Below are 16,356 nucleotides of genomic sequence, written 5' to 3'. Positions count from 1 at the left end.
GGAAGATTCCGAGCTTTATTTGATATATGGCGCTAAAAATTGTAAGAGTAACAACATTGAAACCGCAATGCTATTGTTAATGATATGGGCCATGATACAGTACTCTAACTTTTGAAACTTACGATATGCTATTCCAAGGGCAAGACCCATACCTGCATATACAATCCAAACACCGATACTATTCGGCATATGAACAAGGCCAAAAAGTAAACTACTAACAATCAAGCCAACAATAGAATATGGATTAAAGACGCGTCCCATGAGGAGCCCGCGAAAAACCAGCTCTTCCACAATCGGTGCCATAATTACCGTAAACGTTATGAGGAGGAAGGGATTCATATGGGCATTTTCTATGGCTGCCTGATTGGTGCTATTACTAACACCTTCCATCATCATGACCATAGAACCAATCCTAGTAACGATATAAATACCTAGGTAGGTCAAGCCAATCATCCCCCAGGCCTTCAGGGAAGAAAGGGCCTTAAAGCCTTCGAAAAGCCCAAGACGTTTTCCTAAGAAAAGAGCTCCTGCGCTCATAAGAAGCAAGACAAAAATTAAGAGACAGACCAGCCTTATATCTTTGACACCTAAATAGATGGTTGGAACTTGATCAATAATTAGTATTAGGAAAGCTAGTAAAAAATAAAGAAAGCGTTTGAGAATTGACCCTTTGTTCATGAGAATCCACCTCTTTTCATCATTTATTTGTATCTTTATTATAATACAACAAAACTTACTTGACAAGACAAAAAGAGAACGAGAGGTGAATTTTTCAAGATAATATAGGCTCTTATCCTATTTTAGATAGGATGAGACGAATAAGAGCAAATCCCAATACTAAGCCATAGAGCAAGACTGATAAGACTGTAACATATGGCAACTGAATATTGACAAAGGCATATAGAGCAATCAAAGCAAAGATAAGCAAAAACTCTAAAATCAGAGTTGCAACTGCTGTCGCCATTAAAATCTGTTTATTTCGCTCATCATAGGCAGCAATATACATCTGGTGAAGACGTTTAGGATGAGTAAGCGTCGCAAAATAATAGATTGACAAGACATAAACCCCAATGGTAAGTCCTAAAACTAAGCCTAGAGCATAATCACTAAGACTGTTAGAGCGAATAATAAACAATCCCAAAACACCCAAAGACAAAAGAGAACAGGCTACTCGTGTAATGTATTTCTTAAACTCATCCTCTGTTTTTCTCTTTCCTACTAACATTTTTATTAACATATCTTAACACTCCCTTTATTATCCTTTATAAGAGCAATATAACTTTTTTCACTGACAACTTTAAACACTTATTCACCTTAAACGAAAAGACTGAGTAGTACACTTATGCTATTGTTTAAGATATGAACACCCATACTGTACTCGATACGCTTAGTCTTATAATATGTTATCGCAAGACCAGCTGACATAATACCATAGATGACAATTGTCTGAAGCGTAAATGCTGAGTGACCAGCCATAAAGAGAAGACTGGAAATAACAAGACCCGTCTTAAAGTATTTTCCAAAGAGCACCTTGGCTAAGAGTCCCCTAAAAATGATTTCTTCCATAATCGGAATAATAAAACCGGCGACTACTAGGTGAAGATAGAATGGTACGTGGGCAAAGATATCATTTAAAGCATCTTGATTTTCCATAGTCGCATTGTGTGTTAACTGACCAATAAAATACCCTAGAAGATCACCTAGGAAAAAGATGACGAGATTAAGAGAAGCAATCGCAACGAGACGTCTCCAATTAATCTCTTTAAGCGATAAGAGTTTAAATCTATAAGCAATCACGATAAAAATAGCCAAACTCCCTAATGCCCAAATACCGTAACCTATTTGCTCCACAAGTGAAAACTTACCATCCTGAGTAAGTAGCGGGAAAGCACCTAATAGTGTTAAATCTAAGATTAGTAGAGTGAGCGCTAAAACAATAACACCAATTTTCTTCATGACTTGTTTAAACATATCTTTTCTCCTTAATCTTCCTCAAAAATAAAGACTTCTTCAATAGTCTTTCCAAAATATCTAGCAATTTTAAAAGCCAGTTCCAACGACGCATTATAGCGACCTTTTTCGAGTGAAATGATGGTCTGTCTCGTGACCCCCATTTCATCTGCTAACTCTGCCTGACTAATCTTATTAGCCTTGCGAAGTTCCTGAATTTTTGTTTCCATGTGGTACCTCAACCTTATCGTTTATTCTCAAATAGTTAAACTCCTTACTTTTCTTTGTTAAGTTAACTTTACATTTATAGTATAGTCTACTTTACATATTTTGTAAAGTCTCTTTTACATTTTTTTGTAAAGTTTTCTTTACTTATTGAATTACACATATATAGACATCGACAAATGATGCTTTCAGAGCATTCAAAAAAGCTGGCCAATTACTCAGCCAACTTTTCTGGTCTTATCAAATTTTTGATAACTTATTTAGTTTTAAGGCGCTCAACATCACGCGCAATCACCAACTCTTCATCTGTTGGGATAACAAATACTTTAACAGCTGACTCTGCTGTTGTAATGTCGCCTACATGTCCAAAGACATTCTTTTCAGGATCCACTTCAATACCAAACCAAGTGAGACCATCCAAAACTGAAGCACGAACCTCGGCAGAGTTTTCACCAATACCTGCTGTAAAGACGATAGCATCCGCTCCGTTCAACACACCGAAGTATTGAGCGATGTATTTACGCAAACGATCCACATAAAGATCATAGGCCAAGGCACATTTTTTATCACCAGCATTCTTACCAGCAATGATATCACGCATATCACTTGATTTTTCAGAAATGCCAAGAAGACCTGATTCCTTATTAAAGACGTGACGGATACGCTCAGCATCTGCCATCTCAGGTTCACGGTCAATAACAAATGGAATAATCGCAGGGTCAAGATCCCCAGTACGTGTTCCCATCATAACGCCACCAAGTGGTGTCAACCCCATTGATGTGTCTACTGATTTACCACCATCAACGGCAGTAATTGAAACACCATTTCCGACATGGGCTGTGATAATCTTAGTTTCTTCAATTGGCTTACCTAACAACTTAGCTGCTTCTTGAGAAACATATTGGTGGCTAGTTCCGTGTGCGCCATACTTACGGACTTGGTAGTCTGTATAGTAACGATTAGGCACTGGATAACGGTAGGCCACTTCCGGCATAGACGTATGGAAGGCTGTATCAAAAACAGCAACACTCGTAATATCTGGGAGGAGCTCCTTAAAGGCACGAATACCTGAAGCTGCACCTGGATTGTGTAACGGTGCTAAGGCTGACAATTCTTCAATCTTAGCCAAGGCATCTTCATCCACCAAGCTTGATTCTTTGAAATATTCTCCACCAGCAACCACACGGTGACCAACACCTGTAATTTCATCATAACTCTTGATAATATCAAAACGAATCAAATCATCAAGCAAGATTTTTACTGCCTGAACATGGTCAGCAATATCTAGGGTTTGCGATTCTGAACGGTCATCAAATTTTACTGTTGAAACAGAATCTTTCAAGCCGATACGTTCAATCAAACCCTTAGCAAGAACAACTTCATCTGGCATTTCATATAATTGCCATTTCAAGCTTGAGCTTCCTGCATTAATTGCTATTGTTTTTGTCATAAGCCACCTCTTTGTAAAACGCTTTCAATAATATAGTCCTATTCTAACATGTTTTGCTAGAAAATGGAATTATCTGATTTCCATTTTTGGAAATTATCTGTGAAATCCTTGAGGATCTCTGGATTTTGCAAATCGCTAAGTGGATAAACGAAGGTCTCTGGAGCATTTTCAGTTTGTTTTTTAAGCACGAAGATAGACTTCATGTTATGTTTATTGCCAAAAGCTGCTTCTGGAAGAGTGATAACGGCAATAATATCAGCATATCCTGATAGCCATTTCTTAAGCAAGTCACTTTGTGGGCTTGTCAAAAGATTAGTTGGTGCCAAAAGAATAGCAATACCATCTTTCTTCAGGTACTTGAGTGATTGCTCCATGAGAAGGTGATGGGCATAAGTGTGTTCACCAGTTGCTGCCACCGTGAAACGACTCGCAATCTCATCATTTGGGTAATACCCAACAGGTAGGTCACTGATAATAACATCACTCTCTTTGAGAATGTGTGGTCGAACAGCATCTTCTTGGATGTAAACTGCACTTGAATTCACCACATCAGCAATACTAGCTGACAAATCGATAAGGAGATCGTCAACTTCCATTCCCATATAATTAAGGGTTTTCTGACTATTATTTAGAAGGGTTTCAGCTAAGTTTCCTGTCCCTGAACCAATCTCTAGAATATCTAATTGGTCGTCCTTGGTCAAACCTTCGAGTAGGTAAAGAATGATAAATCCAATAGCATCTGGTGTAAATTGGTGATTGGCTTGTAAAGCTTCCAATTGCCCTAGTTTGATAAACAAGAACTGAAAAGCACGACGCCACTCCTCTTTACTTAAATCAAGAGCACGTAATTTCTCGTTGTTTTTGATGATGACTTCATTAGCTACCTCAGCTCCCAAATAATAGGAATTTTGCTCAATAAGTGCATCGTAAGCATGGGTTCCAAGATCATTTTCAATGGTTTGGACATTTTCTAACAACAGCTCAAAAGCTGTCTCAATTGCTTCAAAATTCATGATTTCCTCCGTCCTTCTATCATATCAAAAAGGGAAGAGAATTTCTATTTATGCTCCTGTTTCTTCACATAACGATAGGTCTTGATTTGGCCTTTACTGGCAACTCTAACAATCACTTGTTTGTCCTTAACCTCGTAGGTCGTAGTTCCCTGAGAAAAACTAAAAGCACCTGCTTCCTTGTCCACTAAGTCCATGGTCATTTCTGCCATGAGACGACTTTGACTGGAGATGATTTGCGCTTGGTTCTGTCTAGAGCTAGCAACCACCCGCTCCAAATAAACATGCAGAAGAAGTGTGAAAATGCCAGCCATAAAAAGAGCGTAGAGAAGAACGCCTCCCCTAACCTGTTTTTTCAAAAGCATAAACAAAACTCCTTTGTAGCCCATTTTTAAGAGTCACTTGGATGGTGACTATCTGGTTATTTTGGCTAATTGTACTAGCTTTTACATTGAAAAGCATTGGTTGATAGCCTCGACCATCAGCATTTGTTTTTCGAAAATCAGTAGCACTTGAAAGTCCAAAAGCCAGGTCTTGATTATCCTGCTTGACATAGAGTTTGTTCCCCTCTACCTTTACCAACTGACAACCTTCTAATTCTGCCTCCATTTGTTGAACGAATAGAAGCCAGTCTTGGCTTTCTTGTTGCTTGACCTGCTTAACATTGCTCACCAATACTGTAGTCAGACCTTGATAAACTTGAACTGAACCAGCAATCACCAACAAGGCCACTAGACATTCCAAGAGGGTAAAGGCGCGAACCTTACTATTGAGAGACATGAATAATCTCCTTTCCTGATTCATAAACCTCGATACCTTGCTGGCTACGTTTTACTGTCACTGTGATACCATTTAAAGTCAACTGATCCTGTTTGGTCTGAACTGCCATGGTTGCCACACTCAAAACCTCCTGTTGGTGGAGATTCCTAGCCATTAGCCTACGATTGGTATTGATCTGATCCAAGATAAGACCACTGACGAGTACTAAGACAGCCATTGCTACCAAGCTTTCGATAAGAATATAGCCTCTAAGAGACCGTCTTTTTATATTTACCGCTGCCCATGTTAAGCTGATAGGTCACCACCTCCTTATCACTTGAAAAACGAATCTTTGTGAGGCTAGAGTTGCCTCCTTTGGCATCAAACACTAGCGTCTGCCCCTTATCCAGATGTATATTTTTAGGAATCACCAGACTTGATTTTCCGTTACTGATTTTATCCTTGGACAACTGCAATTCAACATTGGACCCTTCCGCCGCTGCCAAGCGCTGACTATCTCGGTATAGGTACTCAAAGCGCAGATAAAAAAGATTAGTCTCAACCTGCTGAAAAATACCTGTGACTGAGCCTGATAAACTCAGAGTGAGAAAGGCAACCACTGCTAGAGTCACCAGACTCTCCAACAAGGTAAAGGCTCTAATTGGCCACTGAGCGGCTTTCGCCACCATGTTTCGCATAGTAATCATTGTATGAATCTGCCTGTTTTTGCGTGATTTGACCTTCTGAAACAAGAGCGGCTAAGCTAGCTGTCTTGTTATTCTTCATTTCATAAAGTTCTGCTTGAGAATCCACGACCTTGACCACAGCCGCATTTCCAGTCTCTTTAACAGAATCCTTCTGCTTGCTCAAGTTAGGTACAAAGAGCAAAAGGAGAATACTGATAATGAGAAGCACGACCAGCATTTCAATCAGCGTAAAAGCACGTAATTTAACGGCATTCAATTTTTTCAACATCATTTTCATGACATCATTCCTTCCATATTTTGATACATTGGTAATAGCATGGCTGCATAGATCATTACAATCACGACAGCAACAATAACAAAAATGAGGGGTTGCACAAAGGTTGTTGCCTTATTAAGACGGTTAAAGAAAGCCTGCCAAACCTCTTCAGCATAGACTTCTAACTCATAGCCCAACCTAGCATTAGCCTCTCCATAAGCAATAATTAAGGATAGTTCCTTAGTGAAGAATGGGTGACTAGCAATACGGTCAGGAAAACTCTGTCCTAGCATCAAGGCTTCTTCTAAATCAGCCCCCAGCTCACGAAATAGCTTGGACTTTTGCTCTTGCATAAGAGAAACCAAGTCTAACAGGTCAATGCCTTGTCCTAAGAGGTTTCCCCATTCCCTAGCATAATAGGCGGTCGTATATAGCCTGACAGTTTGGCCTATGAAAGGGATTTTTGCCATTCGTCGATAAAAGACAAGGGCTGGCTGGTGTTTGACCCATAGATAAAGAATTAAGCTTAATACAAGAAGTCCACACAAACTCACAAAGAAGAGCTGAGGAAAGATTTGAACCAACTGTACAGCCCAATTATCCTTACCATCACCCTCTAACAGTTGCGGTAAAAGATAATTTTTAAGTCCTAACATAATCAGAATCAGGAAACCCAGGAGTAGGATAGGGTAGGTCGCTACCTCCATGAGTTTCTTACGAACCTTGGTCATACGAAGCATGTAGGTTTCAATCTTGGTTAAACTCCCTAGAAGATTACCGTGCTTATCAGCAAGGGCAATCTGAGTAACAATATTGTCCGAAAAACCTACTGACGCAAACATCTGGTCCAACCTGTCGCCTCGCATTAAGCTCGCTTTCATAAGAGACAAGGAGGATTCTTTCAACAAGTGACTTCGCTCCAAAAAGGCTACGATTTCAGTCAAGGTAAACCCTGCCTTTAAAAGTTGTTTGAAAAGCTGGATAACCTTGAGTTGCTGATTAATCTTTAATTTTTTCCCCTTGGATATCCCCTTCAGTGAGATATCCTTGTTTAACCAAGCCTTCCAACTGCTGGTTCCAGCTGGTTGACGAATGGCTTTGGAAATTTTCACTGGCAAAATCAATCACACCTCCTCCCTTAATCAGACGCATGTAGGCAATCCCTTGAAGGGCATTATCCAACTCAGATTTATCTACACCAAGGTCCAGAAGACGCTCATAAACACCTGCCACACTCTTTGCGTGAATAGTTGAAAGAACAGTCACTCCCGTCAGACTAGCTCTAATAACCGCTCGAGCAGTCTCCTTATCTCGAATCTCTCCAATAATCAAAACATCCGGGCGGTGACGTAATGATAGCTTAATCAAATTATCATAGGTCATGTCAATTGCTTGATTTACCTGGAGTTGCAAAACATTATCCTGTTTAATTTCCACAGGGTCCTCAATCGAAATCACCTGCTGTCCCTTAAAACGCTCCTGAACCAACTCATGCATAAGCGTAGTCTTTCCAGAACCAACGGGACCTGCAAAGAGATATAAGCCACGATAATCCAAAGCATCCATAATAGGCTGGATTCCTTGATTCCAGTACACTAATTCTCGACGTTCGGAATGTAGAACACGAATAACTAAACTTTCTAAGCCGCGATAATCCCCAACGGTAGACAAACGCAGAGAAACCCTTTGACCATCACCACAATCATAGTCACAAGAACCTAGTTGACTCCTACGCTTCTCACCCACCATCATTCCCGCCACAAATTTAAAGTGACCAATAAGACTAGCCATGAAATCAGGCCGATATACATCAATTAATCTCCTCTCCTGGCCAACTCGCATATAGAGCTCGTAAGTATCCTGACGTGGAATGACATAGATGTCTTGAGCCCCACAACTATCAGCATTTTTGATCATTTCCTTAGCAAATTCTGTTACCATAAGGACCTCCTCATAGACCTATTCGTAAAAAGTTTAAGAAAATGAAAAAAAGCTCGAAAATTTCGAGCTTCTGCATTATTTAACGTTTAATTTTACAGTGGGCATGATTTGGAAGGTCATTTCGCTTTTCATATCCCGGACGGTATTTTTCCTCAGGAATTTCCTGCCAATCATCCAAAAGAGCAATCGATTGATAGACCTGCAGGTATTCGTCACACTCCTCACACCAGTGCTTATCCTCTTGATCCCAAAAAGCAGTCATGACACTACTACGGCTGATATAACTTGGCAAGGTTTCTTCCATCGCAAACCAAAGTTTTTTATAGTACTTGAGGGCATCGTAAAAATCTTCAAATTCCTTTGTACTGATGATATCCTCTTGCCAGCCTTCTAGGAACCACCACGGCTCCAAATCCCCTTTCATTTCAACTACTTGGTACATTTTTCTTTCTCACTTCATCTTTGGTGTTCTTATTATACAAAATTTTCTGGAAAAGATAAAAAAAATGGTTTTATATTTATCAAAAATAGAAGAGATTCTAGTCATATAAATACGAAAAGAACCCACAATTCATTGTGAGTTCTTTTGCTTTCATTTTAGTCTTCAGATGATTCCACAATTGCTTCATCAACAGCAATGTTTTCAATAACTTCAACTTCGTTAACTGAAAGTGGTTCAATGTTACGGTAACGAGCCATACCTGTACCAGCAGGGATAGTCTTACCAATGATAACATTTTCTTTAAGACCAAGGAGATGGTCTTTCTTACCACGGATAGCTGCATCTGTAAGGACACGTGTTGTTTCTTGGAAGGAAGCCGCTGACAAGAATGAATTTGTTTCAAGTGAGGCTTTCGTAATACCAAGAAGGACTGGACGAGATGTTGCAGGAACACCACCAGAGATAACAATATCCTTGTTAGCATCTGTGAAGTCAGAAATGTCCATAAGTGTACCTGGAAGGAGATCTGTATCACCTGGATCCATAACACGTACTTTACGAAGCATTTGACGAACCATTACTTCGACGTGTTTGTCACCGATTTCTACCCCTTGGCTACGGTAAACTTTTTGTACTTCTGCAAGAAGATAAGTTTCAACTGACAAGGTATCACGCACTTCAAGGAGACGTTTAGGTTGGATTGACCCTTCTGTCAAGGCTGCACCACGGTGTACTTCGTCACCCACTTCAACTTTCATACGAGCTGTAAATGGAACAACGTATTCACCCATTCCAGTCTTACCTTGAACGAAGACTTTCTTAGTACGTGTTGCGGCATCTTCTTCGATTTCAATAACAGTACCTTTAACTTCAGTGATAACCGCTTCCCCTTTAGGGTTACGTGCTTCAAAGATTTCCTGGATACGTGGAAGACCCTGTGTGATATCGGTGTTTGAGGCTACCCCACCGGTGTGGAAGGTACGCATAGTAAGCTGTGTACCAGGTTCCCCGATAGATTGAGCGGCGATAGTACCAACTGCTTCACCAACTTCAACCGCATCACCTGTTGCCAAGTTGATACCGTAACAGTGACGGCAGACACCGTGACGTGTGTTACATGTAAAGACTGAACGGATAGTTACTTCTTCAACACCAGCATTGACAATAGCAGCAGCCATGTCTTCAGTAATCAAAGTATCTGGACCTACGATTACTTCACCTGTTGTAGGATTCTTAACTGATTTCTTAGTGTAACGACCTTGAAGACGTTCTTCAAGTGTTTCCGTAACTTCTTTACCGTCAGTAATCGCACGGATGAGAAGACCACGGTCTGTTCCACAGTCATCTTCACGGATGATAACATCTTGGGCAACGTCAACCAAACGACGAGTAAGGTAACCTGAGTCGGCTGTCTTAAGGGCCGTATCGGTCATACCTTTACGCGCACCGTGAGTAGAGAAGAACATTTCCAAAACGCTCAAACCTTCACGGAAGTTTGAAAGGATAGGCAATTCCATGATACGTCCGTTAGGAGCGGCCATCAAACCACGCATACCGGCAAGTTGAGAGAAGTTAGAGATGTTACCACGAGCTCCTGAGTCCATCATCATAACGATTGGGTTCTTAGAATCTTGTGTCTCAATCAGACGTTTTTCAAGGGCTTCTTTCGCTTCACGCCATGTTGTTGTAACAGCAACATAACGGTCATCATCTGTCATCAAACCACGACGGAAGGCCTTGTTAATTTCTTCAACACGGTGGTGAGCAGCATCGATAATTTCTTGTTTGTTATCGATAACTGGGATATCGGCGATACCCACTGTCAAACCAGCAAGTGTTGAGTGGTAGTAACCAAGGTCTTTCAAACGGTCAAGGAAGGCTGATGTTTCAGTCGTACGAAGACGTTTGAAGGTTTCAGCAATGATGTTACCAAGATTTTTCTTCTTGAACGGTGCATTAATTTCCAAACTATCAATTACTGTTTGGATATCTTGACCTGGTTCAAGGAAGTACTTATCTGGTGTACTATCTGTCAAGTTCTCATTTGTTGTTTCTTGAAGATATGGAATTTCTGCTGGGATGATTGAGTTAAAGAGAATCTTACCAACAGTTGTAACCAAAATCTTGTGAAGTTGGTTTTCTTTCCAAGGTTTATCAGGCATGCTGTCTACTGCAATACCTACACGGCTATGCAAGTGAACATAACCATTACGATAAGCCATAACTGCCTCATCAATATCCTTGAAGACCATACCTTCACCCTCACGGCCTTCTTCTTCCATAGTCAAGTAGTAGTTACCAAGAACCATATCCTGAGATGGCGTTACGACCGGTTTACCGTCTTTAGGGTTAAGGATGTGTTCAGCCGCAAGAAGGAGCAAACGTGCTTCAGCTTGAGCTTCTTCAGACAATGGAACGTGGATAGCCATTTGGTCACCGTCAAAGTCGGCATTGTAGGCCTCACATACCAATGGGTGAAGACGAAGGGCCTTACCATCAATCAAGACTGGTTCAAAGGCCTGGATACCCAAACGGTGGAGGGTAGGTGCGCGGTTAAGAAGTACTGGGTGTTCCTTGATAACATCTTCAAGAATATCCCAAATACGTTCATCACCACGTTCAACCATACGTTTAGCGGCTTTCACGTTACCTGCGTATTCACGCGCAACGATTTCACGCATCACAAATGGTTTGAAAAGTTCGATGGCCATCAAACGTGGCACACCACATTGGTACATTTTAAGTGTTGGACCAACAGCGATAACGGAACGTCCAGAGAAGTCAACACGTTTACCAAGCAAGTTTTGACGGAAACGACCTTGTTTACCTTTAAGCATGTGGCTCAAAGATTTAAGTGGACGACTACCTGGTCCAGTAATTGGACGACCACGACGTCCATTATCGATAAGGGCATCTACCGCTTCTTGCAACATACGTTTTTCGTTTTGCACGATGATACCTGGGGCATTCAATTCAAGCAAACGAGCCAAACGATTGTTACGGTTGATAACACGACGATAAAGATCGTTCAAGTCAGATGCCGCAAAACGTCCACCATCCAATTGAACCATTGGACGAAGGTCTGGTGGCAATACTGGCAAGATGTTAAGCACCATCCATTCTGGTTTGTTACCAGACTTGTAGAAGGCATCAAGAACGTCCAAACGACGAACAGCTTTAACACGTTTTTGACCAGTTGCTGTTTTCAACTCTTCTTTGAGTTCAGCAATTTCAGCTTCCAAATCTACTTGTTTCAAGAGATCTTGGATAGCTTCGGCACCCATTTTAGCGACAAATGAACCATGTCCATACTCTTGCAATTTTTCACGATATTCACGTTCTGTCAAGAGAGATTTTGGTTCAAGTGGTGTTTCCTTTGGATCAATAACCACGTAAGCTGCGAAGTAAATAACTTCTTCAAGCGCACGAGGACTCATGTCCAAAGTCAATCCCATACGAGAAGGGATTCCCTTGAAGTACCAGATGTGTGATACTGGTGCTTTCAACTCGATGTGACCCATACGTTCACGACGAACCTTAGCACGTGTTACTTCAACACCACAGCGGTCACAAACGATACCTTTATAACGGATACGTTTGTATTTCCCACACGCACATTCCCAGTCTTTGGTAGGACCAAAGATCACTTCGTCGAAGAGACCTTCGCGTTCTGGTTTGAGCGTACGGTAGTTGATTGTTTCAGGTTTCTTAACTTCACCATAAGACCATGAACGGACCTTAGTTGGTGAAGCTAGTGTGATTTGCATACTTTTAAATCGATTTACGTCAACCACTAGTATTACCTTTCTTTTGTTCTATTGACAATAGCAGCGCTATTCTCACCTTTATCAGCTACCTTAGCAGAGAGAGTGAACTCCCTCTCTAAAGCTTATTTTATTCTGTTTTATCTGAAGCTTCTTCTTTAGCTTTTTCTAATTCAGCAGCTTCTTTGGCTTGTTGTACACGTGCTTTTTCAAGATCATCAACGTGCATGACATCATCGTCTTCACCTTCATCAAGATCACGTAATTCAACTTCGTAGTCATCCTCATCAAGGACACGCATATCAAGACCAAGTGATTGCAATTCTTTAACAAGTACTCGGAATGATTCTGGTACACCTGGTTTTGGAATTGGTTTACCTTTAGTGATAGCTTCATAGGCTTTCAAACGTCCGTTAACGTCATCTGACTTGTAAGTCAAGATTTCTTGAAGGATATTTGATGCACCATAAGCTTCAAGGGCCCAAACCTCCATCTCACCGAAACGTTGTCCACCAAATTGTGCTTTACCACCAAGAGGTTGTTGGGTAACAAGTGAGTAAGGACCTACTGAACGAGCGTGAAGTTTATCATCAACCATGTGGTGAAGTTTAATCATGTACATGACACCAACTGACACACGGTTATCAAATGGTTCACCTGTACGTCCATCGTAAAGGATTGTCTTAGCATCACTATCCATACCTGCTTCACGAACAGTATCCCAGAGGTCTTCTGAGCTTGCTCCATCAAAGACTGGTGTTGCGATGTGGATACCCAAGTTACGTGCAGCCATACCAAGGTGAAGTTCCATAACCTGACCGATGTTCATACGTGATGGCACCCCAAGTGGGTTCAACATGATATCAACTGGTGTACCGTCTGGAAGGTAAGGCATGTCTTCAACCGGAACAATACGAGAAACAACCCCTTTGTTACCGTGACGACCGGCCATCTTATCTCCGACCTTGATCTTACGTTTTTGAGCGATGTAAACACGAACAAGCATGTTAACACCTGATTGCAATTCGTCACCGTTTGCACGTGTGAAGATTTTAACATCACGAACGACACCATCACCACCGTGAGGTACACGGAGTGACGTATCACGTACTTCACGAGATTTATCACCAAAGATAGCGTGGAGAAGACGTTCTTCAGCAGAAAGGTCTTTTTCACCCTTAGGTGTTACCTTACCAACAAGAATGTCACCTTCTTTAACCTCAGCACCGATACGGATAATACCCATTTCGTCAAGGTCTTTGAGGGCTTCTTCACCAACGTTTGGCAATTCACGTGTGATTTCTTCAGGCCCAAGCTTTGTATCACGTGTTTCTGATTCGAATTCTTCCAAGTGAACAGATGTATAAACGTCATCTTTCACAAGACGCTCACTCATGATAACGGCATCCTCGAAGTTGTAACCTTCCCATGTCATGTATGCGACGATAGGGTTTTGACCGAGGGCCATTTCTCCACCTTCCATAGATGGACCATCAGCGATAAAGTCACCTTTTTCAACAATATCGCCAACCTTAACCAAAGTACGTTGGTTATAGGCAGTACCTGAGTTTGAACGACGGAATTTTTGAATAGTATAAACATCAAGAGAACCATCTTCACGACGAACTTCAACTTTATCAGCATCAGAGTAGACAACTTTACCGTCGTGTTGGGCGATAACTGCAGCTCCTGAATCGTGGGCAGCTTGATATTCCATACCAGTACCAACATAAGGTGCTTTAGGATCAATCAAAGGCACAGCCTGACGTTGCATGTTGGCACCCATAAGGGCACGGTTAGAGTCATCGTTTTCTAAGAAAGGAATACATGCTGTCGCAACGGCAACTACCTGTTTAGGAGAAACATCCACGAAATCTACAAGGTGTGATGGGTACTCTTGGTTATTACCTTGGTGACGACCCATAACGATTTCTTCTGCAAATGTTCCATCTTCGTTCAATTTAGAGTTAGCCTGAGCAACTGTGTACTCATCTTCTTCATCAGCAGTCAACCAAACCACTTCGTTGGTTACTTTACCAGTTGCACGGTCAACCTTACGATATGGTGTTTGAATGAAACCGTACTTGTTAAGGTGTCCATATGAAGACAAGTTATTGATCAAACCGATGTTAGGTCCTTCAGGTGTTTCAATTGGACACATACGACCGTAGTGCGTGTAGTGCACGTCACGAACTTCATATCCGGCACGGTCACGTGTCAAACCACCAGGTCCCAAGGCTGACAAACGACGTTTGTGTGACAACTCTGACAATGGGTTGTGTTGGTCCATGAACTGTGACAACTGTGAAGAACCGAAGAATTCTTTAACAGCTGCAGTTACAGGGCGAATATTAATGATTTGTTGTGGTGTCAAGACTTCGTTATCTTGAACTGACATACGCTCACGTACGTTACGTTCCATACGAGCTAAACCAATACGGAATTGGTTAGCAAGCAATTCACCAACCGCACGGATACGACGGTTACCAAGGTGGTCGATATCGTCTACTTTACCAATACCTTCAGCAAGGTTGAGGAAGTAACTCATTTCAGCCAAGATATCCGCTGTTGTCAAAGCACGAACTTTATCATCTGGGTTGGCATTACCAACAATTGTAACCACACGATCTGGATCATTTGGTGCAACAACCTTGAATTTTTGAAGAACAACAGGTTCTGTAACCACCGCATAATCGTTTGGTGTGTATACAAATTTGTTCAAATCACCATCCAAGTATTCTGCGATTGAATCAATCACATCACGTGTCATTTCAGTACCAGCTTCAACAAGGATTTCACCTGTTTCAGGATCTACCAAGTTTTCAGCAATTGTTTGTCCCAAAAGACGTGTCTTGATGTTAAGTTTTTTATTGACTTTGTAACGACCAACAGCAGCCAAGTCATAACGACGTGGATCAAAGAAACGAGCTACAAGCAAGCTACGTGAGCTGTCGGCAGTTTTTGGTTCACCTGGACGAAGACGTTCATAAATTTCTTTAAGCGCTTCATCAGTACGTGAATCTACTGGGTTTTTGTGGATATCTTTTTCAATGGTGTTACGAACCAACTCGCTATCACCAAAGATATCAACAATTTCGTCATCACCTGAGAATCCAAGCGCACGCACAAGCGTTGTGAATGGAATCTTACGTGTACGGTCGATACGAGTGTAGGCGATGTCTTTTGAATCTGTTTCAAGCTCAAGCCATGCCCCACGGTTAGGGATAACTGTTGATCCATAACCCACTTTACCGTTTTTATCAACCTTATCGTTAAAGTAAACACCAGGTGAGCGCACCAACTGAGAAACGATAATACGTTCACCACCATTGATGATGAAAGTACCCATCTCAGTCATAATAGGGAAATCTCCGAAGAAGACTTCCTGAGTCTTGATTTCACCAGTTTCTTTGTTAATAAGACGGAAAGTCACAAAGATAGGTGCTGAGTATGATGCATCGTGGATACGAGCTTCTTCAAGTGTATACTTAGGCTCTTTCAATTCGTAACCAACGAATTCCAATTCCATAGTGTCTGTGAAGTTTGAGATAGGAAGTACATCCTCAAAAACCTCTTTAAGACCAGTATCCAAGAATTCTTTGAATGAATCCGTTTGGATTTCAATCAAGTTTGGTAAATCAAGAACTTCTTTGATTCTTGAAAAACTACGACGGGTACGATGTTTCCCGTATTGAACGTCATGTCCTGCCAAGTCTTCTACTCCTTTTCTACATTCGAGACCTGCTTTGCAAGTCGTGCACTTTAAATATTTGTCTTCTTCCTTGTTCAGTTGCTTGTCCCATTAACAAGTGATTAAACACTAACATCCACTTATCTGATTAAGGATAAGCA

16 protein-coding genes are annotated in these 16,356 nt (G+C 41.3%); all 16 read right to left on the bottom strand.

Annotated features, from left to right (window positions below):
• Positions 1 to 15 precede the first annotated feature (15 nt).
• On the bottom strand, positions 16 to 678 hold the full coding sequence (locus HMPREF2637_RS01605) for a CPBP family intramembrane glutamic endopeptidase (RefSeq protein ID WP_013991258.1): 663 nt from the start codon (positions 676 to 678) through the stop codon (positions 16 to 18).
• A gap of 112 nt (positions 679 to 790) precedes the next feature.
• Positions 791 to 1,237, bottom strand: coding sequence for a hypothetical protein (locus HMPREF2637_RS01600; RefSeq protein WP_013991259.1), 447 nt, complete (start codon positions 1,235 to 1,237; stop codon positions 791 to 793).
• 77 nt (positions 1,238 to 1,314) lie between these two features.
• A complete protein-coding gene (locus tag HMPREF2637_RS01595) occupies positions 1,315 to 1,971 on the bottom strand; it encodes a CPBP family intramembrane glutamic endopeptidase (protein ID WP_014632546.1) in 657 nt (218 codons plus the stop codon).
• A gap of 11 nt (positions 1,972 to 1,982) precedes the next feature.
• A complete protein-coding gene (locus HMPREF2637_RS01590; protein WP_002885716.1) occupies positions 1,983 to 2,180 on the bottom strand; it encodes a helix-turn-helix transcriptional regulator in 198 nt (65 codons plus the stop codon).
• A 251-nt stretch (positions 2,181 to 2,431) separates the two neighbouring features.
• Entirely contained in the window at positions 2,432 to 3,625 is a 1,194-nt protein-coding gene (locus HMPREF2637_RS01585; protein ID WP_070838927.1) for an acetate kinase, read from the bottom strand.
• A 56-nt stretch (positions 3,626 to 3,681) separates the two neighbouring features.
• Entirely contained in the window at positions 3,682 to 4,638 is a 957-nt protein-coding gene (locus tag HMPREF2637_RS01580) for a class I SAM-dependent methyltransferase (protein WP_064523503.1), read from the bottom strand.
• A 44-nt stretch (positions 4,639 to 4,682) separates the two neighbouring features.
• Entirely contained in the window at positions 4,683 to 5,000 is a 318-nt protein-coding gene (gene comGG / locus HMPREF2637_RS01575; RefSeq protein ID WP_064523505.1) for a competence type IV pilus minor pilin ComGG, read from the bottom strand.
• The gene (comGF, locus tag HMPREF2637_RS01570; RefSeq protein WP_002887014.1) at positions 4,978 to 5,415 is read right to left on the bottom strand and encodes a competence type IV pilus minor pilin ComGF; all 438 of its coding nucleotides are present in this window, start codon (positions 5,413 to 5,415) and stop codon (positions 4,978 to 4,980) included. The genes comGG and comGF overlap by 23 nt, the downstream gene beginning before the upstream one ends.
• Complete coding sequence (gene comGE, locus HMPREF2637_RS01565) at positions 5,402 to 5,632, bottom strand: competence type IV pilus minor pilin ComGE (protein ID WP_014635119.1); 231 nt, start codon at positions 5,630 to 5,632, stop codon at positions 5,402 to 5,404. The genes comGF and comGE overlap by 14 nt, the downstream gene beginning before the upstream one ends.
• A gap of 31 nt (positions 5,633 to 5,663) precedes the next feature.
• Positions 5,664 to 6,092 (bottom strand): competence type IV pilus minor pilin ComGD, encoded by a 429-nt coding sequence (gene comGD / locus HMPREF2637_RS01560; RefSeq protein WP_014632541.1) that lies wholly within the window; start codon positions 6,090 to 6,092, stop codon positions 5,664 to 5,666.
• Positions 6,052 to 6,366 carry a competence type IV pilus major pilin ComGC gene (gene comGC, locus HMPREF2637_RS01555; protein ID WP_037611125.1) on the bottom strand — a complete coding sequence of 105 codons (315 nt, stop codon included), beginning with the start codon at positions 6,364 to 6,366 and terminating at the stop codon, positions 6,052 to 6,054. Before comGC ends, comGD begins: the two co-directional genes overlap by 41 nt.
• Before the next feature lie 8 nt (positions 6,367 to 6,374).
• Positions 6,375 to 7,475 carry a competence type IV pilus assembly protein ComGB gene (gene comGB / locus HMPREF2637_RS01550; protein WP_141760005.1) on the bottom strand — a complete coding sequence of 367 codons (1,101 nt, stop codon included), beginning with the start codon at positions 7,473 to 7,475 and terminating at the stop codon, positions 6,375 to 6,377.
• Positions 7,357 to 8,298 carry a competence type IV pilus ATPase ComGA gene (comGA, locus tag HMPREF2637_RS01545; RefSeq protein ID WP_064523508.1) on the bottom strand — a complete coding sequence of 314 codons (942 nt, stop codon included), beginning with the start codon at positions 8,296 to 8,298 and terminating at the stop codon, positions 7,357 to 7,359. The genes comGB and comGA overlap by 119 nt, the downstream gene beginning before the upstream one ends.
• Before the next feature lie 79 nt (positions 8,299 to 8,377).
• Positions 8,378 to 8,740 (bottom strand): DUF1033 family protein, encoded by a 363-nt coding sequence (locus HMPREF2637_RS01540; protein WP_002885749.1) that lies wholly within the window; start codon positions 8,738 to 8,740, stop codon positions 8,378 to 8,380.
• A gap of 155 nt (positions 8,741 to 8,895) precedes the next feature.
• Positions 8,896 to 12,534 carry a DNA-directed RNA polymerase subunit beta' gene (gene rpoC, locus HMPREF2637_RS01535; RefSeq protein WP_002885622.1) on the bottom strand — a complete coding sequence of 1,213 codons (3,639 nt, stop codon included), beginning with the start codon at positions 12,532 to 12,534 and terminating at the stop codon, positions 8,896 to 8,898.
• 100 nt (positions 12,535 to 12,634) lie between these two features.
• Positions 12,635 to 16,216: a DNA-directed RNA polymerase subunit beta gene (rpoB, locus tag HMPREF2637_RS01530; protein WP_064523512.1), complete on the bottom strand. Its 3,582-nt coding sequence runs from the start codon at positions 16,214 to 16,216 to the stop codon at positions 12,635 to 12,637.
• Positions 16,217 to 16,356 lie beyond the last annotated feature (140 nt).

The organism is Streptococcus sp. HMSC065H07 (genome assembly GCF_001837325.1).
Taxonomy (GTDB): Bacteria; Bacillota; Bacilli; order Lactobacillales; family Streptococcaceae; genus Streptococcus; species Streptococcus salivarius_H.
This window is presented reverse-complemented; position numbering and strand designations above follow the sequence as displayed.